This is a genomic window from Aeromonas bestiarum (assembly GCF_028751155.1).
Classification (GTDB): Bacteria; Pseudomonadota; Gammaproteobacteria; order Enterobacterales; family Aeromonadaceae; genus Aeromonas; species Aeromonas bestiarum.
In genome coordinates this window covers 4,080,924-4,100,971 of sequence record NZ_CP064746.1, presented here as the reverse complement: position 1 = coordinate 4,100,971, position 20,048 = coordinate 4,080,924, and the positions used below count along the sequence as shown (strand labels likewise).

Annotated in this window: 17 protein-coding genes, 1 pseudogene and 1 riboswitch; of the genes and pseudogenes, 10 read left to right on the top strand and 8 right to left on the bottom strand. The window is 63.2% G+C overall.

From position 1 onward, the window contains the following. The first annotated feature begins 17 nt into the window (after nt 1–17). The 3 genes and pseudogenes from IU367_RS18870 (at nt 18) to IU367_RS18860 (ending at nt 3,834) form a co-directional block, all read left to right on the top strand. Nucleotides 18–1,253, top strand: coding sequence for an argininosuccinate synthase (locus IU367_RS18870; RefSeq protein ID WP_042643720.1), 1,236 nt, complete (start codon nt 18–20; stop codon nt 1,251–1,253). Between the two features lie 436 nt (nt 1,254–1,689). Further along, complete coding sequence (argH, locus tag IU367_RS18865; protein ID WP_274452751.1) at nt 1,690–3,072, top strand: argininosuccinate lyase; 1,383 nt, start codon at nt 1,690–1,692, stop codon at nt 3,070–3,072. Between the two features lie 126 nt (nt 3,073–3,198). Continuing rightward, nucleotides 3,199–3,834, top strand: a pseudogene (locus tag IU367_RS18860) (FMN-binding negative transcriptional regulator). Between the two features lie 73 nt (nt 3,835–3,907). On the opposite strand, the gene IU367_RS18855 reads toward IU367_RS18860, so the two are convergent. The 5 genes from IU367_RS18855 to IU367_RS18835 all read right to left on the bottom strand — a co-directional run bounded on the left by IU367_RS18855 (nt 3,908) and on the right by IU367_RS18835 (nt 7,239). Next, complete coding sequence (locus IU367_RS18855; protein ID WP_274452750.1) at nt 3,908–4,369, bottom strand: hypothetical protein; 462 nt, start codon at nt 4,367–4,369, stop codon at nt 3,908–3,910. Nucleotides 4,370–4,571: 202 nt separating this feature from the next. After that, nucleotides 4,572–4,784 (bottom strand): hypothetical protein, encoded by a 213-nt coding sequence (locus IU367_RS18850; RefSeq protein WP_042868993.1) that lies wholly within the window; start codon nt 4,782–4,784, stop codon nt 4,572–4,574. Nucleotides 4,785–4,968: 184 nt separating this feature from the next. Then, nucleotides 4,969–5,310 (bottom strand): DUF1294 domain-containing protein, encoded by a 342-nt coding sequence (locus IU367_RS18845; RefSeq protein ID WP_043142303.1) that lies wholly within the window; start codon nt 5,308–5,310, stop codon nt 4,969–4,971. Continuing rightward, complete coding sequence (locus IU367_RS18840; protein ID WP_274452747.1) at nt 5,307–5,897, bottom strand: sugar O-acetyltransferase; 591 nt, start codon at nt 5,895–5,897, stop codon at nt 5,307–5,309. Before IU367_RS18840 ends, IU367_RS18845 begins: the two co-directional genes overlap by 4 nt. Before the next feature lie 79 nt (nt 5,898–5,976). Beyond that, nucleotides 5,977–7,239, bottom strand: coding sequence for an MgtC/SapB family protein (locus IU367_RS18835; protein ID WP_043557462.1), 1,263 nt, complete (start codon nt 7,237–7,239; stop codon nt 5,977–5,979). 210 nt (nt 7,240–7,449) lie between these two features. Between IU367_RS18835 and IU367_RS18830 the strand changes: the two genes are divergently transcribed. The 6 genes from IU367_RS18830 (at nt 7,450) to cbl (ending at nt 13,601) form a co-directional block, all read left to right on the top strand. After that, nucleotides 7,450–8,451: a sulfate ABC transporter substrate-binding protein gene (locus IU367_RS18830; RefSeq protein WP_274452746.1), complete on the top strand. Its 1,002-nt coding sequence runs from the start codon at nt 7,450–7,452 to the stop codon at nt 8,449–8,451. Nucleotides 8,452–8,519: 68 nt separating this feature from the next. Next, nucleotides 8,520–9,095 carry an RBBP9/YdeN family alpha/beta hydrolase gene (locus IU367_RS18825; protein ID WP_043557464.1) on the top strand — a complete coding sequence of 192 codons (576 nt, stop codon included), beginning with the start codon at nt 8,520–8,522 and terminating at the stop codon, nt 9,093–9,095. 278 nt (nt 9,096–9,373) lie between these two features. Next, complete coding sequence (gene cysT, locus IU367_RS18820) at nt 9,374–10,213, top strand: sulfate ABC transporter permease subunit CysT (protein ID WP_172955206.1); 840 nt, start codon at nt 9,374–9,376, stop codon at nt 10,211–10,213. A 157-nt stretch (nt 10,214–10,370) separates the two neighbouring features. After that, nucleotides 10,371–11,264: a sulfate ABC transporter permease subunit CysW gene (cysW, locus tag IU367_RS18815; RefSeq protein WP_098980825.1), complete on the top strand. Its 894-nt coding sequence runs from the start codon at nt 10,371–10,373 to the stop codon at nt 11,262–11,264. Between the two features lie 152 nt (nt 11,265–11,416). Then, nucleotides 11,417–12,487 (top strand): sulfate/molybdate ABC transporter ATP-binding protein, encoded by a 1,071-nt coding sequence (locus IU367_RS18810; RefSeq protein ID WP_043141048.1) that lies wholly within the window; start codon nt 11,417–11,419, stop codon nt 12,485–12,487. Between the two features lie 166 nt (nt 12,488–12,653). Next, entirely contained in the window at nt 12,654–13,601 is a 948-nt protein-coding gene (cbl, locus tag IU367_RS18805; RefSeq protein WP_043141046.1) for an HTH-type transcriptional regulator Cbl, read from the top strand. A gap of 79 nt (nt 13,602–13,680) precedes the next feature. On the opposite strand, the gene IU367_RS18800 is transcribed toward cbl, so the two are convergent. The 3 genes from IU367_RS18800 to IU367_RS18790 form a co-directional block, all read right to left on the bottom strand. Next, complete coding sequence (locus IU367_RS18800; RefSeq protein ID WP_241278913.1) at nt 13,681–14,211, bottom strand: cytochrome b; 531 nt, start codon at nt 14,209–14,211, stop codon at nt 13,681–13,683. A gap of 106 nt (nt 14,212–14,317) precedes the next feature. After that, nucleotides 14,318–15,739 (bottom strand): N-acetylglucosamine-binding protein GbpA, encoded by a 1,422-nt coding sequence (gene gbpA, locus IU367_RS18795; protein WP_274452744.1) that lies wholly within the window; start codon nt 15,737–15,739, stop codon nt 14,318–14,320. A 66-nt stretch (nt 15,740–15,805) separates the two neighbouring features. Next, nucleotides 15,806–15,891, bottom strand: a riboswitch (cyclic di-GMP riboswitch). A 265-nt stretch (nt 15,892–16,156) separates the two neighbouring features. Beyond that, nucleotides 16,157–17,851, bottom strand: coding sequence for a methyl-accepting chemotaxis protein (locus IU367_RS18790; protein ID WP_274452743.1), 1,695 nt, complete (start codon nt 17,849–17,851; stop codon nt 16,157–16,159). A 293-nt stretch (nt 17,852–18,144) separates the two neighbouring features. On the opposite strand from IU367_RS18790, the gene IU367_RS18785 reads away from it, so the two are divergent. Further along, nucleotides 18,145–19,995 carry a M3 family metallopeptidase gene (locus IU367_RS18785; protein ID WP_274452742.1) on the top strand — a complete coding sequence of 617 codons (1,851 nt, stop codon included), beginning with the start codon at nt 18,145–18,147 and terminating at the stop codon, nt 19,993–19,995. The last annotated feature ends 53 nt before the right edge of the window (nt 19,996–20,048 follow it).

Genomic DNA, 20,048 nt, shown 5'->3' with positions numbered 1-20,048 from the left:
TCATGGAGAGAAGTAAAATGAGCGGAATCAACAAGATAGTACTGGCTTACTCGGGCGGACTGGATACCTCGGCCATCATTCCCTGGCTGAAAGAGAACTATGATGCGGAAATCATCGCCTTCGTCGCCGACGTGGGTCAGGAGCGCGACGATCTGGAAGGGATAGAGCAAAAAGCCATCGCCTCCGGCGCGACCAAATGCATCGTCAAAGACCTGCGCGAAGAGTTCGTCAAGGAGTACGTCTATCCGACCCTGAAGACAGGGGCCGTCTATGAAGGCACCTACCTGCTCGGCACCTCAATGGCGCGTCCCATCATCGCCAAGGCCATGGTGGAAGCTGCGCTGGCGGAAGGCGCCGACGCCATCTCCCACGGTTGCACCGGCAAGGGCAACGATCAGGTGCGTTTCGAAGGCGCCGTGGCGGCCCTGGCCCCGCAACTGAAGGTGATCGCCCCCTGGCGTCTGTGGGACATGCGCTCCCGTGAAGATCTGCTGGCCTATCTGGAAGCCCGCGACATCCCCTGCAAGGCGACCCTGAAGAAGATCTACAGCCGCGATGCCAACGCCTGGCACATCTCCACCGAGGGTGGCGAGCTGGAGAGCACCTGGAACGAGCCGTCCGAAGCGGTCTGGCAGTGGACCGTCTCCGCCGAGCAGGCACCGAACGAGCCGGAATACGTCAAGTTGACCGTGGCTCAGGGTGAAGTGGTCGCCGTTGACGACCAGCCGCTGACCCCGCACCAGATCCTGATGACCCTGAACGAGCGTGCCGGCAAGCACGGCGTCGGTCGCATCGACATCACCGAGAACCGCATGGTGGGCATGAAGTCCCGTGGCTGCTACGAGACCCCAGGTGGCACCGTCATGGTGGCGGCACTGCGCGCCGTGGAAGAGCTGGTACTGGACAGACCGACCCGCGCCTGGCGCGAGAAGCTGGGTGCCGAGTTCTCCCACCTGGTCTATGACGGTCGCTGGTTCACCCCGCTGTGCAAGGCCATTGTCGCCTCCGCCAACGCCATCGCCGAGGATCTCGACGGCGAAGTGATCCTGAAGATGTACAAGGGTCAGGTCACAGCAGTGCAGAAGAAGTCACCGAACAGCCTCTACTCCGAAGACTTCGCCACCTTCGGCGCCGACGAGGTGTACGACCAGAGCCACGCGGAAGGCTTTATCCGTCTCTACACCCTGGCCAGCCGGATCCGCGCCATGAAGGAACAGCATCAGGCCATCGGTGGTGATCATACCCACGGCTAAGCCTTGAGGTTTCAAGCCGCAGAAAATCGGTGAGGGGGCTTGGCCCCCTCACTTATAAGCGGCTAAGCGGCGACCTGGTTCTCACTGGGATAACCGGTGAGCTGTGACAAGAGCGGCAGCACCTCGGCTGCTTCTGTGAGATAACAGGGCCAGTTTCCGAATGATGTTGGTGTGTTTTGCTCCCTTCTCCCCTTGTGGGAGAAGGGTTGGGGATGAGGGGGTGGTAGCCAACCATACCCTCACCCTGGCCCTCTCCCAGAGGGAGAGGGAACCGGTTCGCAGCTGCTGGATGTGACGTGACCAACGGCAACAGCATCGATCACCACCGCACTGTTATGCAGAAAAATACAGGGCAAGATTTCAGCGCGCAGGCCAAGGGGCCGCGCGAGTACGGCAGGCGTAGGCGCCTACCGACAACGCATTCAAGGAGAGCAGTATGGCACTTTGGGGTGGACGCTTCAGTCAGGGAGCAGACAGCAGGTTCAAGCAGTTCAACGATTCGCTGCGCTTCGATTACCGCTTGGCGGAGCAGGACATTCAGGGCTCCATGGCCTGGGCCAAGGCGCTGGTCAAGGTGGGTGTATTGACCGCCGATGAGCAGGGCAAACTGCAACAGGCGATGGAGGTGCTGCTTGCCTCGGTGCAGCAGGATCCCCAGCAGATCCTGAGCTCGGATGCCGAAGACATCCACTCCTGGGTCGAGAGCGCGCTTATCGCCGCCGTCGGCGATCTCGGCAAGAAGCTGCACACCGGTCGTTCGCGCAACGATCAGGTCGCCACCGACCTCAAACTCTGGTGCAAGGCCCAAGGGGAGTTGCTGCTTGCCTCCATCACCGCCCTGCAAGCCGGACTGGTCGCCTCCGCCCGTGCCAATCAGGCCGCCGTGCTGCCGGGTTACACCCACCTGCAGCGCGCCCAGCCGGTCACCTTCGCCCACTGGGCGCTGGCCTATGTGGAGATGCTGGAGCGGGATTATTCCCGCCTGCAGGATGCGCTCAAGCGCCTCGACACCAGCCCGCTCGGCTGCGGCGCGCTGGCGGGCACCGCCTATGCCATCGACCGCGAAGCCTTGGCGCTCGACATGGGCTTTGGCGGCGCCACCCGCAACAGCCTGGATTCGGTCTCCGACCGGGATCACGTGGTAGAGTTGATGCACGTGGCGTCCCTCTCCATGACTCACCTGTCGCGCTTTGCCGAGGATCTCATCTTCTACAACACGGGGGAGGCGGGTTTCGTGGAGTTATCCGATGCAGTGACCTCGGGGTCGTCGCTGATGCCGCAGAAGAAGAACCCGGATGCGCTTGAGCTCATTCGTGGCAAGACAGGCAGGGTAGTGGGCGCCCAGATGGGCATGCTGATGAGCCTCAAGGCGCTGCCGCTGGCCTACAACAAGGACATGCAGGAAGATAAGGAAGGGCTGTTCGATGCCCTCGACACCTGGCACGACTGCCTCGACATGGCGGCGCTGGTGCTGATCGATCTGAAAGTGAACGTCGAACGCACCAAGGCGGCGGCCCAGGGCGGCTATGCCAACGCCACCGAGCTGGCAGACTATCTGGTGGCCAAGGGGATTCCGTTCCGTGAGGCGCACCATATCGTCGGCGAGACAGTGGTCTATGCGATCGGCGTGAAGAAGCCGCTGGAAGATCTCTCTTTGCCTGAGTTCCAGCGCTTCAGCCCTGTCATCGGTGAGGATGTCTATCCCAACCTGGAGCTGGAAGCGACCCTGGCCAAGCGGGTCGCCAAAGGCGGCGTTGCCCGGGAGCTGGTGGATGCGGCCCTCACCACCGCCGAACAGTGGCTGGCCAAGCGCGGCTAGTCGCCGAGCTGGATGAACCGAAGAGGGCTTAGGCCCTCTTTTTATATCTGCGCCATCGCCTGCCGACCTCGATTGCGCAAGAATGGGCCTCTGCATGGAAGCCAATGCCTCGCTCAAGGAGCCCTTATGTATCAACCACCCCATTTCGCCGTTACCGATCCCGAGACGCTGTACCAGTTGATCCTGGCCCACCCGCTGGGGGCTCTGATCACCCACGGTGAGCGGGGGCTGGATGCGAACCATTTGCCGTTTGAGCTGGACGCCGGTAGTGGCGAGCAGGGCGTCCTGCGCGCTCATGTTGCCCGCAACAACCCGCTCTGGCAGGAGGTCAGGGATGGCGACGAGGTGCTGGTGATCTTCAAGGCTGCCGACGGCTACGTCTCCCCCAACTGGTATCCGAGCAAGCAGGAGCATCACCAGCAGGTGCCGACCTGGAACTACGCCGTGGTCCATGCCCATGGTCGCATCCGGGTGCGCGACGATGCCCGCTTCGTGCGCCGCCTGCTGGCAAGTCTGACGAGGGTTCATTAGGCGGCGGAGCCCAAACCCTGGAAGATGGCGGACGCGCCGCGAGACTATCTCGAGGCCAGGGTACAGGCCGTGGTCGGCATCGAAGTCGAGATAACCGGGCTGGTAGGCAAGTTCAAACTGAGCCAGAACAAGGATGAGGCGGACCGGCAGGGGGCGGCCAATACCCTGCAGGCTCGCGGGCAGACCGCGCTGGCAGAGGCGATGCTGAGTCCACCACCTTCACTACCCTAGCGTTGCATCCTGCGATCCGGCCCAACAAAAACGGCAACCCTGAGGTTGCCGTTTTTAATGTATCCGCCCTTGCTCACACGCTGGCATTCAGCAGCTTGCCAACCCCTTCCCCCTTGCCATTGGGCAGGGTCTGCTTGAAGGCGCCGAGCAGCTGATCCAGGTTCAGATCGCTGCTGCCCAGTGTGCCCTTGAGGGCATCGAGTTCGCTTTGCAGGGCGTCGAGACGGGTGCTCTGGGTGCCGTTGGCCAGCTGGCTGCGGGCCGTGTCTATGGCCTGGGGCAGGGACTGGCCATTGTTCTCCTGACCCAGGGTCTGCAGCAACTCGCTCATGAAGTGGTTGATGGCGGGGCGGTTCTGCTCGCTGTTGGCGTCCTTGACTCCCAGCCGCTGGAACAGGCTCTGCACCGTGGGTGCCAGGCGATCTTCCTGCACGGGGGACTCGGCCTTGGCCTGTGGCGTGCCGTCGCCGAGCAGCTTGCTGCCGAGCTTGAGGGCAAGGGAGGCGAGGGGAAGCAGGGTGCTGATGGCGATCATGATGTCACTCTCCGGTACGGCTGATGACAGTGACAGAGCAGGGATTGGGCCAGTTTGGTGAAAAATGCAGCAGTCGTGGGCAGGCCGCTGATCCTGTTGTGAATTTAGTTTTGCAGGCCGTAGGGGGGAGGGGCAAGTGTGGGGGAAAGCGGCAACCCCTTGCAGCCCGGAAGCTGGCCGGTTTGCCGCCATCGCTGCCGGTTCACAGATTCTTGAACGGGCGGCGCTTCTCCTCTTCGATGACGATGGCTTCCAGATTGGCGATCCGCTCCCGCAGTTCCTGGATAAGCACATCCTGTTTGCCGAGGCGATCCGTGATGCGGATATCCCCCAGCTGGTAGCGGGCGCGTTTGCTGAGATAGCCGAACAGCATGCTGATAAAGACGATCAGGACTATGCCTGTCCACATTGTCATGGGTGACTCCTTGTCGATAAATACGCGAGAAAACCGCCTTGCAGGCCCTCTGTTGTCTCATACCCAGAAAGGGGTCGCAATGCCCGCGCTGGTGAGGAGTATGAGCCCTCGGCTCAGGCCAGTGCCTATGTGCAAGCCGCGTCACGCCGTTGATCGGTGCGTCGTGCTGGCGCCTTGGCGATCCTCAGACCCCTTGCCAGAGGGGCCGGCCGAGCCAGAGTCCCCACAGGGTGAGGTGCAGCAGCACGATAAACCAGAACACCAGCCGGTAGCTGCCCTTCTGGGTCTTGTGGCGCAGCCAGTGACGGGCCACCAGGGCCCCTGGCCAGCCGCCGCACAGCTCCAGCAGGTGGAGGCGGGATTCGGGGATGCGCCAGCCACCGCGAATGGCCTGCCGTTTGTCGTGGGCGTAGGCCAGCGCCGTCAGCAGGCTCATGGTGGTGACTATGGCCAGCGGCCACCAGTTGGCGTCAGCCAGGCCAAGCCAGGCGGTCCAGAGCAGGGGAAACAGGGCCAGCCAGATCACAGCGCCAGCTCCCAGCCGCGGGGGGCATCCGGCGTCAGGGTGCGGATCACGCGAGCGGGGTTGCCCACCGCCACCGAGTCGGCCGGTATGTCGCGGGTGACCACGGCGCCGGCGCCTATGATGGAGCGCGCCCCGATCGTGACGCCGGGGCAGATGATGGCGCCGCCGCCGATCCAGCAGTCATCGCCTATGCGAACCGACTTGTTGTAGGCGGTCCAGTTGCGCCGCTCCAGATAGTCCGTGCTGTGGGTGGCGGTGTAGATCTGCACGTTGGGGGCCAGCAGCACATGGCTGCCGATGTGCACCTCGCCCACGTCGAGAATGGTGATGTTGAAGTTGAAGAAGGTCTTCTCGCCGATGTGGATGTTGCGGCCGAATTCGCAGGTGAAGGGGGTACTGATCCAGCAGGAGTCGGGGCAGTGGCCGAACAGCTCGCCGCACAGGCGCTGGCGCAGTGGCTGATCCCCGGCCGGGGAGGCGTTGAGTTGTGCCAGCAGCGCCTGGCCGCGGATCCGGTCGTTCGCTATCTCCTCGCTCTGGCTGTCCAGGGCGCCGCCCGCCAGTACCTTGTCCCAATCGCTTGCCATGCTCACCTCTCCTCATGTGCCAAGAGGAGCCAGTATACGCCAGCGACCCGGCGGCGTCAGGCTGTCACTTGCTGCAACCTCAGGCACCCGGCCAGATGAGCGGCAGGATCAGCAGGGCAGAAACGAAGTAGGGCAGCAGCACCCGCAGCCCCAGTCGGCGGCCGCCGATCCCCAAGGCCAGCAGCCCCTTCACCAGCGAGTTGACCAGCCCGGCGAGCAGGATGCCGCGGGCCGCCACCTCCAGCGCCAGCTCCTTGTGGGAGAGTTGGGAGAGCGACAGGGTAATGGCGTCCACATCAGTGATCCCCGATACCAGCGACAGCAGATAGACACCTGAGTTGCCCACCTTGCTCTGCAGCAGGGTGGCCATGAAGCCGATCAGTGCCAGCAGCAGGCCGAACTTGATGGCGGTGGCGAGATCGAGCGGGTTGCTGGTCTGGGGCTGCACAGGACCATCGGTCAGCTCCTCGCGCTGGCGCCAGAACCAGAAGGCGAAGCCGTAGACGGTGGCCGCCAGCAGCAGCAGGGGCGCCGCCAGGCGCATCGCCAGCTCGCTGTGAATGAGCAGCACCAGCACCAGCAGCCGCAGCCACATGGTGGCTCCCGCCATCAGTATGCCGGTGGCCAGCAACCGCTCCAGCCCGCCCTGTTCCCTGTTGAGGCGGGCAAACTGCAGGGTGAGGGCGGTGGAGGAGGCGAGCCCCGCCAGTATGCTGGTGAGCACCAGTCCCGAGCGGGTGCCGAGCAGGCGTACCGCGAAGTGGCCCGAGAACGAGATGCCGGCGATCACCACCACCATCAGCCAGATCTTGAAGGGGTTGAAGGCATCGAGGGGCCCCATCTCCTCGTTGGGCAGCACCGGCAGCAGTACCAGAGAGATGAGCAGGAAGCGCAGGGTGGCGTGGAATTCGGTCTCGCTCAAAAACAGCATCCCCTGCTGGATCTTGCCCTTGAGCCCCATCAAGAGGGCCGCCAGCACGGCGCAGGCTACCGCCTCGCTCGGGCTCAGCAGCACGGACATCAGCCCCAGCAGGTAGGTGAGCAGCATGGCCACCGAGCTGGTGAGACCGAACTCCCCCTGCCAGCGCTGGGCCAGCCAGACCGAGAGGCCGCAGCCCGTCACCACCGCCAGCAGGCCGAGCAGCGGCAGCCAGGGCCCCAGGGTCGGCAGCAGCAGGGCGCAGACACCGCCGAGCAGGCCGATGAGACCATAGGTCCGCATCCCGGCGATGCGCTGGTTGTCCCCCAGCTGGCGCACCTGCCAGCCGCGCTCCAGTCCTATGATGAGGCCGATGGCCAGCGACACCAGGGCACCATTGACGGGGTCTGCATTGATCCACATAACGACTTCCTTTTCGCTGTGTCATGGCCTTGATCCCATGATGGCACAGCCAACAGGGGGGCAGGGAGGCATGGCTCACAGAGTGTGCGAGTGGCGCCGGTCGGCGGGTTGATATGAGCAAAAGAGATAAGCAAAGCGTTATTTCTTGGTTCTCGGTATAACAAGCCCACGGCATGCTGCATTCAACCCAACGAGATATGGAGTATCACCATGAAACTGCGAACGACCGCCCTCACCCTGCTCTCTCTGCTGGCCCTCGGCCAGGCCAACGCCGCCGAGATCCTCCTGCTCAACGTCTCCTACGATCCGACTCGCGAGCTGTTCCAGGAGTACAACGGCGCCTTCGCCAAGGAGTGGAAAGCCAAGACGGGTGACGATGTGGTGGTGAGCCAGTCTCACGGTGGCTCCGGCAAGCAGGCCCGTGCCGTGGTGGACGGGCTGGAAGCGGACCTGGTGTCGCTGGCGCTGGCCTATGACGTCAACGCCGTTGCCAAGCAGGGCTTGATCGCCGCCGACTGGCAGAGCCGGCTGGCCAACAACGCATCTCCCTATACCTCCACCATCGTCTTCCTGGTGCGCAAGGACAATCCCAAGCAGATCAAGGATTGGGGCGATCTGGTGCGCAAGGATATCGCCATAGTGACGCCGAACCCCAAGACCTCCGGCGGGGCGCGCTGGAACTACCTGGCGGCCTGGGGCTATGCCCTGAAGAAAAGCGGCAGTGAGGAGGGCGCCAAACAGTTCGTCGGCGATCTCTACAAGAACGTGAAGGTGCTGGACTCCGGCGCCCGTGGCGCCACCACCAGCTTTATCGAGCGCGGCCTCGGCGACGTGCTGCTGGCGTGGGAAAACGAAGCCCTGCTGGTGCTCAATCAGCCAGGCAACCGCGACAAGTTCGAGCTGGTGGTGCCGTCGGTCTCCATCCTGGCGGAGCCGCCGGTGGCCGTGGTGGACAAGGTGGCCAAGAAGCACGGCACGGAAGCGGTCGCCAAGGCCTACCTCGAGTACCTCTACTCCGACGAGGGACAGCGCATCATCGCCAAATACCATTATCGCCCCAGCAATCCGGCGATCCTGAAGGAGACGGCGGCCCAGTTCCCGCAACTGACCCTGTTTACCGTCAAGGATCTGGAAGGCGATTGGGACAAGGCCCAGAAGAAACACTTTGCCCAGGGTGGCCTGTTTGACCAGATTTACCAGCCGGGCGGCTAAGGCGCCCCGCTTCCTCGTGGCATGTTCACCCCGCACTGGCCCCTGTGCCAGCTGATAGGAGCACCAAGATGAACAAGATCCTCCTGGTTCCCGGTCTGCACAACAGTGGGCCGGATCATTGGCAGAGTCGCTGGCATCAATATTTCCCCCACTGGCAGCGCATGGTTGGCCTGCCGTGGGACAAGCCGGACCTGACGGTCTGGAGCGCCAAGCTGGCGAGCAAGCTGCGCAGCCGGCGCGGCCGGGCCCATCTGGTGGCTCACTCCTTCGGCGCCCTGGCGGCCATCACGGCGGCACGCCAGCAGCCCGACAAGGTGGCCTCGCTGTTCATCGTGGCGCCGGCCGATCCGGCCCGTTTCGGTTTGCCTGACGAGCTGCTGGCGGGCTCGCTCAAGGTCTCGGCCCAGCTGATCGCCAGTCGCAACGATCCCTGGATGAGCTTCGAGCGGGCCGAATACTGGAGTCGCCAGTGGCAGGTGCCGCTGTTCGATGCCGGCGAAGTGGGCCATATCAATGCCCAGTCCGGCCATGGGGAGTGGAGCCAGGGGCTCAACCTGCTCGGCACCCTCTACCGGCGGGCCGAGATGGTGGTCGAACCGGCGCCAGCCGTGTGGGAGCGGCGCGCTGCCCTCAGTTTCCGTTGATGTTTTCGCTGATCCGGTTCAATACGCCGACAAGGAGAGAGATAGCACCCGACACCACAACAGTTGATTTTTGATGGCTTGGTACATTGCACGACGCTCCATTTTTTAGGTCTTTTATTTATATAAAAGACCTTTTTTTCATTTTATGGCTCTAAAAGCCTGATCCGCCGTTGTTAGATAAAAAAGTGCTTAGCAAAGGCATTATTGGTGTTTGTTGCCCCTAACTGGAATGCGCAGAATCGCTCTATCGAATGTTTTTCATAACAAACGGAAGCGTTATGCGATTTGGTTCTTACTCAGTCCTGCCGGGCTTTGGCCCGACCCTCGGCTTCAGCCTGCTCTACCTGGGCGTGCTGGTGCTGCTGCCGATCTCGGCGCTGGTGCTGTTCGCGGTGAACAACCTCACCCTCGCCGAGTTCTGGCAGGTGATAGGCTCCCCGCGGGTGCTCGCCTCCTTTCGCCTGAGTTTCGGGGCGGCCTTTATCGCGGCGCTGCTCAACAGCCTGTTCGGCCTGATCCTGGCCTGGGTGCTGGTGCGTTACACCTTCCCCGGTCGCCGGCTGGTGGATGCGCTGATCGATCTGCCGTTCGCCATGCCCACCGCCGTCTCCGGCATCGCCCTGTGCGCCATCTTCGCCCCCAACGGCTGGATCGGGCAGTGGGTCGCCCCGTTTGGCATAGAGCTCGCCTACAACCCCATCGGGGTGGTGATTGCCCTCACCTTCATCGGTCTGCCCTTCGTGGTGCGCACCCTGCAGCCCGTGCTGCGGGAAGCCGAGACGGAGCAGGAAGAGGCCGCCGCCAGCCTGGGGGCTGACCGCTGGCAGACCTTCCTGCGGGTGCTGTGGCCGACCCTGGTTCCTGCGCTGATCACCGGCTTTGCGCTGGCGTTTGCCCGCGCCGTGGGGGAGTACGGTTCAGTCATCTTCATCGCCGGCAACCTGCCCATGGTTTCCGAGATAGCGCCGCTGATGATTATGAGTCACCTGGAGGAGTACGACTATGCCGGTGCCTCCGCCATCGCCGTGGTCATGCTGCTCATCTCTTTCATTCTGTTATTGCTGATCAACAAGCTGCAGGCCTGGAGCTGGGCGCGCATAGGAGGTAGCCGGATATGAACGTATTTGCCATCAGCTTGAATGCTGTCCCTCATACCGGGGAAGCCGCAGGCAAACACCGGTCGGATATCTCTGAACGGTGCAGGAGCATGATGTTATTGCCGATCAGCCAAGTGCTGCAGGCCTGGAGCTGGGCCCGTATCGGAGGGAGCCGCATATGAACGCCTCACATTCAAGCCTGGACCTTGCCCTCGACGTGGCAAAGGCCACCCCGGTTCGTCATCCCCCCGTGACCCGTGAACCCGTCTGGGTCAAGTGGCTGCTGATCTCCCTCGGGCTGGGCTGGTTTGCCGCTCTGCTGCTGCTGCCGTTGGCCACCGTCTTCATTCAGGCGCTGAGACCCGGGCTGGCCTTCTTCTGGCACGCCATCAGCGAGCCGGATGCCCTGAGTGCGCTCGGGCTGACCGCCCTGGTCACGCTCTGCGCGGTTCCCCTCAACCTGCTGTTCGGGATAGCGGCGGCCTGGGCCATAGCCCGCTTCCGCTTCCCCGGCCGGCAACTGCTCATCACCATCATAGATCTGCCGTTCTCGGTCTCGCCGGTGATCGCTGGGCTGATGTTCGTGCTGATGTTCGGCAGCCGCGGCTGGTTTGGCGACTGGCTGAGCGAGCACGACATCAAGGTCATCTTCGCCACACCCGGCATCATTTTGGCGACCACCTTCATTACCGTGCCCTTCGTGGTACGCGAGCTGCTGCCCCAGATGGAGGCGCGCGGCCCGGAAGAGGAAGAAGCCGCCATCATGCTGGGGGCGAGCGGTTTGCAGATGTTCTGGCGGGTCACCTTGCCAGGCATCCGCTGGAGTCTGATGTATGGCCTGCTGCTCTGTACCGCCCGGGCCGTGGGGGAGTTTGGTGCCGTCTCCGTGGTCTCCGGCCATATTCGCGGCCAGACCAATACCCTGCCGCTGCACATCGAGATCCTCTACAACGAGTACCAGACCGGTGCCGCCTTCGCGGTGGCCAGCCTCCTGGCGCTGTTCGGGATCTTCACCCTGCTGGGAGAAACCCTGCTGGCCCGGCTGCGTGGGCAGCCCACCAAGTCCCATTGATGTTATTGCGACACGGATCTGGCTGCGCGGTCAGCCCGATCCGGATACCCCATTGATATGGATTGGGGTGTGATGGCGAGCAGGACCGGCCGTACGGGCTGGCCAGCTCGGAGACGCCATCCATCCCGATTTAACGGTTCAGAGAGGCAGCCATGAGCATTCAGGTTCAACAACTCAACAAGCATTTCAATCAGTACGCGGCCCTGGCCGACATCAACCTCGACTTTCACGACGGCGAGCTGGTGGCCCTGCTCGGCCCCTCCGGCTGCGGCAAGACCACCTTGCTGCGGATCATCGCCGGGCTGGAGCAGGCCGACAGCGGCAGCGTCATCATCCGCGGGGAAGATGCCTCGGATCTGCACGTGCGCGAGCGCAACGTCGGCTTCGTGTTCCAGCACTACGCCCTGTTTCGCCACATGACGGTGTTCGAGAACGTGGCGTTCGGCCTGCGGGTCAAGCCGCGCAGCGAGCGTCCGGCCGAGGCGACCATCCGCGCCCGGGTCAAGGAGCTGCTGGATCTGGTGCAGCTCAGCCACGTGGCCGAGCGCTATCCGACCCAGCTCTCCGGTGGCCAGCGCCAGCGGGTCGCCCTGGCCCGCGCATTGGCGGTGCAGCCCAAGGTGCTGCTGCTGGACGAGCCTTTCGGCGCCCTCGATGCCCAGGTGCGCAAGGAGCTGCGCCGCTGGCTGCGCGAATTGCACGACGAGCTGCACGTCACCAGCCTGTTCGTGACTCACGATCAGGAGGAGGCGCTGGAGGTGGCGGATCGGGTGGTGCTGATGAACGCCGGCCGGGTCGAGCAGATAGGCACCCCGGCCGAGGTCTATGACCATCCCGCCAGCTCCTTCGTCCACAGTTTCCTCGGCAGCGTGAACCTGTTTCGTGGCCGGGTGGCGGAGCAGGGCTTTGGCATCGGCGAGCAGCTGCTTGGCGGCCCCATCAGCTCCCATCAGCTGGCTCAGGGCAGTGCGGCCATCGCCTATGTGCGCCCCCACGAGCTGGAGATACTGCCGGCGGATGCGCCCGGCGGGATCAGCGCCACCATCACCCGTCTGCTGCCCATGGGGCCGCGCATCCGGGTGGAACTGCGTGGCAATGGGGATACAAACGGTGCACACTTCGAGGCCGAACTGAGCAAGGAGGCGGCCAAAGCCTTCACGCCGGGGCAGGGGGTGCGACTGGTCGCCAAACAGGCTCAACTCTATCCGGACTACCAGATCTGACGGCCATCGCCGCTTGAAATGAACAGATAGGATGGCGGAGTGAGCCCGCCTGGGATACAAGGGTGTCAGGCCGTTGTCGGACTCGATGAGGAGTCCGGCCAGGCAGATAACAAGAAAACGGCGGCGGGTAACCCCCGACCGGCCAGTCAGCGCAGGAGGCGATGACGTGAATTTTCAGCAGTTACGTATTATCCGGGAGGCGGCGCGGCGGGATTACAACCTGACCGAGGTCGCCAATGCCCTGTTTACCTCCCAGTCCGGGGTCAGCCGCCATATCCGCGAGCTGGAAGAGGAGCTGGGGATAGAGTTGTTCATCCGCTACGGCAAACGGCTGCTCGGCATGACGGAGCCGGGCAAGGAGTTGCTGGTGATCGCCGAGCGCATCCTCAACGACGCCAACAACATCCGCAAGCTGGCCAGCACCTTTGCCAACCGCGAGTCGGGCCGGCTGCTGGTGGCGACCACTCACACCCAGGCCCGTTACGCCCTGCCGAGGGTGGTGAAGGCGTTTCGCGATCAGTTCCCGCAGGTGCAGCTGGAGCTGCGCCAGGGCAGCCCGGAGGAGATAGTGCGGCTGGTGCAGACCGGCGAGGTGGACATAGGCATCAGCAGCGAGCAGCTCGACAAGAGCGAAGGCGTGGTGGCGTTTCCCTACTATCGCTGGCACCACAACATAGTGGTGCCCGAGCAGCATCCCCTCACCGCCGAGCGGGAGCTGACCCTGGCTGCGCTGGCGAACTGGCCCATCATCACCTATCAGGCCGGACTGACCGGACGGGCACGGGTGGACGAGGCGTTTGCCGAGGCGGGAATAGCGCCGCAGATCCTGCTGACCGCCCAGGATTCAGACGTCATCAAGACCTATGTCGAGCTGGAGATGGGGGTCGGCATACTGGCGGACATGGCGTTCGACACCCAGCGCGACAAGGGGCTGGTGCAGCTCGACGGCAGCCGGCTGTTTGCGCCGCACACCGCCTGGATCGGCCTCAAGCAGGGGCAGTTCCAGCACAACTTCGCCTGGCAGTTCATCCAGCTCTGCAACCCCGAACTGGCGCTGGCAGACATCCAGGCTCGTGCCATGGGCGGCGAGCCCGCCCTCGACTTCCAGATCTGAGTCCTGCTGCGAGATGAGAGAACAGGGAGCCATGGGCTCCCTGTTTTTTATCTGCCTATCGATGGAAAGCCGCCTCTGCCTATTTGCCGGTGTGGGGCCCCAGCATGCGGTAGAGGGTGCGATCGCCCTTGATCCTGTGGTGATACAGGGCCGCGACTACGTGCAGCATGACCAGGGTGGCCAGCGACAGGCAAGCGAGGCGATGAACGTCGAAGAAGAAGCGGTTGATCTCGGGAGTGTTGATGGGGTTGGTTATCGGGTAGAGCCAGAACAGGGGATAACCCCGCTCCAGCATCAGGAAACCGCTCAGCAGCACGGCGAACATCAGCCCGTAGAGCAGGGCATGGGCCAGCTTGACCCACCCATTATGATGGTCGGCGCCGTTCTCGGGCAGCGGATGCCTCAGATGTTGCCAGCCCCAGCGCAGCAGGAAGAGCGGGGTGATCAGGGTGGCCATCGACATGTTCAGCACCGACAGAAACTGAAACAGCCGAGGGTGGCTGTCGATCACCAGGTGCATCAGGTAACCGGCCAGGGTGGCGTAGAGAATGACGACAGCCATCAGCCAGTGCAGCAGGCGACTCAGAGGGTCATAGTAGTTTTTCGTCATAGTGTTGGTCCGATGGGGGATCTCGCGGTGCCCAGGGCAGCGGGATCCCGGATAACAGGCGCAAAAAAGAGGCCGCTCGGGCCTCTTCTGCTCAGGTGTTGCGGGTTCAGTTCACTTGGGTCCAGGCATCCTGCCAGTTGGAACCCACGCCGGGCTCATACTGGGTCGCTGTGCTCGACCAGATGGTGCACCAGCCACTGTAGGGGAAGGGCTTGCACTGGTAGATCTTGCCATTCTTGGGCTGCAGCACCTTGGTGCCGTTGGTGTAGGACTTGAGTCCCTCCGGGAAGCTGAACTGGTAGTCGCCACCGGACGGATCCTTGAGCATCAGATCCAGCGTTTGCTGCAGGGAGGCACCACCCGCCTTCGGCTTGCCTTCGATCACCAGCTGATGATGACCGGCGCTGAGCCCGGTCAGCGGCATGGTGAAGCTCTGGCTGCTGTCTTTGATGTCGGCACTGGTCTGGCCCTTGGCGGCGCCGCCATGGTCATACAGGGTGTTGGTGACGGCGAGATCCCCCTGGGCGGTGACGCTGAAGTTCAGGGTGACCTTGCCGTTGTCGAGCAGGTATTCACTCTCCAGGCCGCTCACGCTGATGCTGTCGCTCACCGGAGGTTGCTGCTGCTCGAGCTGGACCTCGACCCGTTGCAGGTTGCTGCCTGCCTTCAGGTAAACGGGGTTCTGGCCGTAGACGGGGTTGAACTGGCCGTCGGTGCCCTGCTGGCCGGCGCGGATCTGGCTCTGCTCGGCGTTGATCTTGGCCGCCAGATCGTGGGCCCAGTTATTCTTCTGGCCCTGCTCCGTGGTGGTGATGGTCAGCTCGGTCTGCAGATCGGTGCGCTCGCCGTTGGCGTCGAACACCCGGGTCTTGGCCTTGTCGCCGGCCACCAGATCGGTGGAGGGGTAGATGGTCCCGCCCTGGCTCCAGTTCAGCGGTGGCTGGGTGCCACCATCGAACTTGGCATCGATCAGGTTGTAGAAGCTGTTGCTGGTATCGCCCACTTCCCACACGCCGAGGATCAGCTGATAACCGGTGCGTGCCGGCAGGGTGCAGTTATGGGTGACCTGTTTGGGCGGTTGTACCATGCCCCCGTCGATGACGCAGAAGGGGTTCAGATCGAAGGCGGCGCGGGTCAGCGGCTGGTTCGGGTTCCAATCCTGCTTGGTGAGGTAGTAACGCCAGTTGCGGGTCACGTGGTTGGCGGTGAAGTTCCAGCTGATGGCAAAGGGCCCGGCCTGCACCTGGCGCTTGGTCCAGCGATCGCTGGTCTGAACGTCGAGCTCACCGAACTGCGGGTGACCGGCCGAGGCTATCTGACCGTCGGCGGGGCCGTCTTTGGGGAAGCCGGACGGCGCCTCCAGGCTCTGGGGCTCATACTGCACAGCACCACACTGGCTGTTGCCGCCAGTCTTGCACAGGTAGTTGCGCGCCTCTGGCTGGTTGATATAGCCATGGGCGAGCACGCCGCCGCTGGCCAGCAGCGCGAGCGCCGCCGCGACGTAATTGAGTTGGATTTTTGCTGCCATACATTCCTCTGTTCGATAGATGTGGGCAGTCAAGTTGGCAGGGGAGTTCCCCGATACACACTTGCGTGTGGCAACCCCGCTATCCTGGACGACGTGTCTTTAGACCGGAGGCTTTGCGTCCTGGCCTTTCAACCAGTTTGCCAAATGACTACATAAAGGGTCATGGTGTCGCGTTTGACGACAATCCCATCATGACTAGTTTTGATTAAATAATTAAGTGTAAATGTTTACAGCTTGACCTCATCGGAGTAGTGCAAACACTTAACTTTATGTTTTTGAATGTATATTTAATCTACTCACCTTTCTGAACATCCTTGATTACGTCGATAAAATGCAAAAATACGACATTTTTTATCAATAAAAAAATCCCTGCCAGCCAGGCTGGCAGGGATGGTCGTTGCGACAGGGCGGGACGGATCAGTGGCGAGCGCGGGGGCGTTCGGCCTGATGGCTCTGCCGATGCAGCGGTGCCAGCCGCTGTTCCAGCTGCTGGTCGATGGCGCTGCCGAGCTTGAACACCGCCAGCCGCTCGTCCAGGCTGCGGGATAGGCTGGCCAGCAGCTCGCTCTCCCGGGCCAGTTGCGAGGCGGACTGGGACATCTCCAGCGCCGAGTCGTTGATGCCGCTGACGTTGCGGTTCATGTCCTCGGCCACCATGCTCTGCTGTTCGGCGGCTGTGGCTATCTGGGTCGCCATGTCGCTCACGTGCTGGATGTGGTTGACGATGAGGGAGAGATCCTGCCCCGCCTTCTCCGACTGGCTGACGCTGCTCTCCGCCAGCTTGCGGCTGGCATCCATGGCGCTGGCGGCGGTGACGGCCCGCTGTTGCAGCTGGGCTATGGTGCTCTGGATCTCCTCGGTGGACTGGCGGGTACGGCTCGCCAGCTGGCGTACCTCGTCGGCCACTACCGCAAACCCGCGTCCCTGCTCCCCGGCGCGGGCCGCCTCTATGGCGGCGTTGAGGGCCAGCAGGTTGGTCTGCTCCGAGATGGCGCTGATGACGGCGGTCACCTCGCTTATCTGCATCACCCCCTCCTTGAGCTGATTGACCTGCAGCGTGGCCTGCTCCACCTCGGTGGCCAGCGCCTGTATGCCGTGCACGCTGGCATGCACGTCCCGGTTGCCGAGCCCGGCCTCGCTGGTGGCATCCTGGGTATCGCGGGCGGTATTTTCCGCGTGGCCCGCCACATCCGAGATGGTCGCGCTCATCTCGTTCATGGCGGTGGCGAGCTGAGCCAGCTGATCCCGCTGGCTGTTGACCGCCTGATTGGTCTGCTCGGCGGAGGCGGCGATGCGCAGGGCTGCATCCGCCACGTTGCGGGCACCCTGGCTGGCCTCCAGCAGGGCGTGGCGAATGGCATCTAGCCCCTGGTTGGTGCAGGTGGCGACGACCCCCAGCTCATCCTTGCCGTGTATCGGTATGCTGACCACCAGATCCCCGGCCGCCACCTGCTGCATGGCGCGCTTGATCTCGGCCAGCGGATTGACGATGGAGCGGCTGATGGCAAACCCCAGCAGCCCCATCAGCAGGATCACCAGCAGGGTGGCGCCCCCCATCAGCTGGTACTGGGACCAGATGGTGGCCTCTATGTCCTGCAGCAGCACGCCGGAGCCCAGGATCCAGCCCCAGGGCTGGTAGCCCGCCACCAGCGACATCTTCTGGGCCGCCTCACCCGTGGGGGTAATCCATTGATATTCCAGCCGGCCATGCTGGCCTCCCTTGCCAAGATCCACCATGCGTTGCCAGTGAGCCCCGGCGGTTGCGCCGCTTTCCCCCATCTGTTGGCCGACCAGCTCAGGCTTGGTGGGGTGCACCACCACGTGGCGGGTCTCATCGATCACGAACAGATAGTTGTCGCCATCAAAGCGCATGCTGTTGAGCATGGCCTTGGCTTCGGCCTGGGCCTGGGGGGCGGGCAGTGTGGTAGCGAGGGCCTGGATCCGGCTCATGGCGAGATCCAGCACGGCCTGCAGCCGTGCCTCCCGCTCACTCATCAGATTGCGATTCAAGGCACTGGCCGAGATGAGCAGCAGTGCGATGAAGCCGACCAGTGCCAGTGAGAGCAGCAGCATCAATTTGCGGCTCACGGCGATATCACCGAGCTTGAACATAATCTCTTCCTTCTTTCCCGTGCGGGTCTGGTGGTGGCCAGTCATGATGATGGCCCTGATTATTTCATTATTAACATTTAATTAACTTTCAATAACTTGTGGTCACTAAACGCTAATTGAGTATTTTGACAACCAGTATAGCCAGCAGACAGAAACCCTCGCTTTTGGTAGCGTGGTCGTGCGCATCCCGGCGCACCATTTGCCGTACAATTTGCAGAAAATGTGAATGAGTTGGCATTTCACCAAAAAAGGAGTGGGCGCCCCAGGGGCAGCCCCATAACAAGAGGGAATTTATGAGTTCCATTGCCAGGAATTACTTGAACCAGCTCAACGCCGACTACCTGCAGGTACACAGGCGCAAGGAGGACCTGTTCTGGTCCACCTACATGGGCACCAGCGACGATCAGGCCGGCTTCACCGCCGCCGAGCAGGCCTACAAGGCCTTCTGTGCCGATCCTGCGCGCCTGCCGGTACTGCGGGAGATGCAGGCCTTGGCCGAGGAGACGGAACTCAAGCGGGGTCTGGGGGGCTGGATCGCCTTCTTCGAATGCAATGTCATCGAGGATCCTCAGGCCGCGGCCTTGATGGACGAGCTGGTGGCCGCCGAGGCGGCGCTGTTCGCCCGTCGCCGGGAGCTGAAGCTGACGTTACTGGACGAGCAGGGCCGCCAGGTGGCTGGCAGCCTGCCCGCCGCCAGCACGGCACTGGCCGCCAGCGCCGATGAAGCGGTGCGCCAGAGCGCGCTCGCCATGTTCCATACCCTGGAGCAGTGGGTGGTCGACAACGGCTATCTGGAGATAGTTCGGCTTCGCAACCGCTTCGCCCGCGCCATAGGCTATCGGGACTACTTCGATTACAAGGTGCGCAAGAACGAGCAGATGAGCCCGGCGCAGCTGTTCGCCGTGCTCGATGACTTCATCGCCCGTACCGAACAGCGGGTGCACCAGAGCCTGGCGGAACTCAAGGCGGCCAAGGGGGAGACGGCCCTGCTGCCCCACAACCTGCGCTACAGCGTGAGCGGCGACGTGACCCGCCAGCTCGACCCTTATGTGCCGTTTTCACGGGCGCTGAAGGACTGGGTCGAGAGCTTCCGCCGGCTCGGCATCCAGTACCGGGACGCGACCCTCACCCTGGATCTGCTGACCCGGGAGGGGAAATACGAGAACGGCTTCTGCCACGGTCCGGTGCCGAGCTTCTGGCAGGAGGGCCAGTGGGTGCCCGCCGTGGTCAACTTCACCAGCCTGGCGGATCCGGCTCAGGTCGGCAGCGGCTGGAGCGGCCTCAACACCCTGTTCCACGAGGGGGGCCACGCCGCCCACTTTGCCAACGTGACCGGCAACGCCCCCTGCTTCTCCCAGGAGTTTCCGCCTACCTCCATGGCCTATGCCGAAACCCAGTCCATGTTCTGCGACAGCCTGCTGGACGATGCCGACTGGCTCAAGCGCTATGCCAGAAACGCCGCGGGGGAGGCGATCCCCGATTCGCTCATCAAGGCCATGATAGAGGCGCGCCAGCCGTTTCGTGCCTTCAACGAGCGCCAAATTGCCCTGGTCTCCTACTTCGAGCGGGATCTCTACGCCATGGCCGATGGCGATCGCACCCCGGCCGCCGTGCTGGCGCTGGCCCGCCAGTGGGAGCGCAAGATCCTGGGGACAGAGAGCCCGCGTCCGCTGCTGGCCATCCCGCACCTCCTCAATCAGGAGTCGGCCTGTGCCTACCACGGCTATCTGCTGGCGCTGATGGCGGTGGAGCAGACCCGCGCCTACTTCCTCAGACGTGATGGCTATCTCACCGACAACCCGCGCATCGGGCCGGATCTGGCCGCCCACTACTGGGGTCCGGGCAACGGCATGACCCACGACCAGACGCTGCAGAGCCTCACCGGCGAGGGCTTCAGTGCCGCGCCGCTGGCACGGGCATGCAACCTGAGCGTGGCTGACGCCTGGGCGCAAGCCGAAGCCTGCATGACGGCGGCGCAGCAGCGGCCGCCGGCAGGCGAGGGCACGCCGCTCAATGCCCGCATCCGGGTGGTGCACGGGGATCTGCTGGTTGCCGACAACAGCCAGTCGGAGGCGGCCATGCTGGCCGATTTCGAGGCCTGGATCCGGCGCCATGGCGAGGCCGAGCCCGCCACCCTGGGTTAGGAAACCCCGGCTGCAAGAGAGCCCTGCCAATTGGCAGGGCTCTCTCTTTATAT

Bases quoted from the DNA above. Each gene is read 5' to 3' on its own strand.
- IU367_RS18825 (WP_043557464.1), top strand. From the start codon at position 8,520: ATGAACAAGATCCTCCTGGTTCCCGGTCTGCACAACAGTGGGCCGGAT.
- cysT (WP_172955206.1), top strand. From the start codon at position 9,374: ATGCGATTTGGTTCTTACTCAGTCCTGCCGGGCTTTGGCCCGACCCTC.
- IU367_RS18800 (WP_241278913.1), bottom strand. From the start codon at position 14,211: ATGACGAAAAACTACTATGACCCTCTGAGTCGCCTGCTGCACTGGCTG.
- IU367_RS18830 (WP_274452746.1), top strand. From the start codon at position 7,450: ATGAAACTGCGAACGACCGCCCTCACCCTGCTCTCTCTGCTGGCCCTC.
- IU367_RS18850 (WP_042868993.1), bottom strand. From the start codon at position 4,784: ATGACAATGTGGACAGGCATAGTCCTGATCGTCTTTATCAGCATGCTG.
- gbpA (WP_274452744.1), bottom strand. From the start codon at position 15,739: ATGGCAGCAAAAATCCAACTCAATTACGTCGCGGCGGCGCTCGCGCTG.
- IU367_RS18855 (WP_274452750.1), bottom strand. From the start codon at position 4,369: ATGATCGCCATCAGCACCCTGCTTCCCCTCGCCTCCCTTGCCCTCAAG.
- IU367_RS18835 (WP_043557462.1), bottom strand. From the start codon at position 7,239: ATGTGGATCAATGCAGACCCCGTCAATGGTGCCCTGGTGTCGCTGGCC.
- IU367_RS18810 (WP_043141048.1), top strand. From the start codon at position 11,417: ATGAGCATTCAGGTTCAACAACTCAACAAGCATTTCAATCAGTACGCG.
- IU367_RS18870 (WP_042643720.1), top strand. From the start codon at position 18: ATGAGCGGAATCAACAAGATAGTACTGGCTTACTCGGGCGGACTGGAT.
- IU367_RS18790 (WP_274452743.1), bottom strand. From the start codon at position 17,851: ATGTTCAAGCTCGGTGATATCGCCGTGAGCCGCAAATTGATGCTGCTG.
- IU367_RS18785 (WP_274452742.1), top strand. From the start codon at position 18,145: ATGAGTTCCATTGCCAGGAATTACTTGAACCAGCTCAACGCCGACTAC.
- cysW (WP_098980825.1), top strand. From the start codon at position 10,371: ATGAACGCCTCACATTCAAGCCTGGACCTTGCCCTCGACGTGGCAAAG.
- argH (WP_274452751.1), top strand. From the start codon at position 1,690: ATGGCACTTTGGGGTGGACGCTTCAGTCAGGGAGCAGACAGCAGGTTC.
- IU367_RS18840 (WP_274452747.1), bottom strand. From the start codon at position 5,897: ATGGCAAGCGATTGGGACAAGGTACTGGCGGGCGGCGCCCTGGACAGC.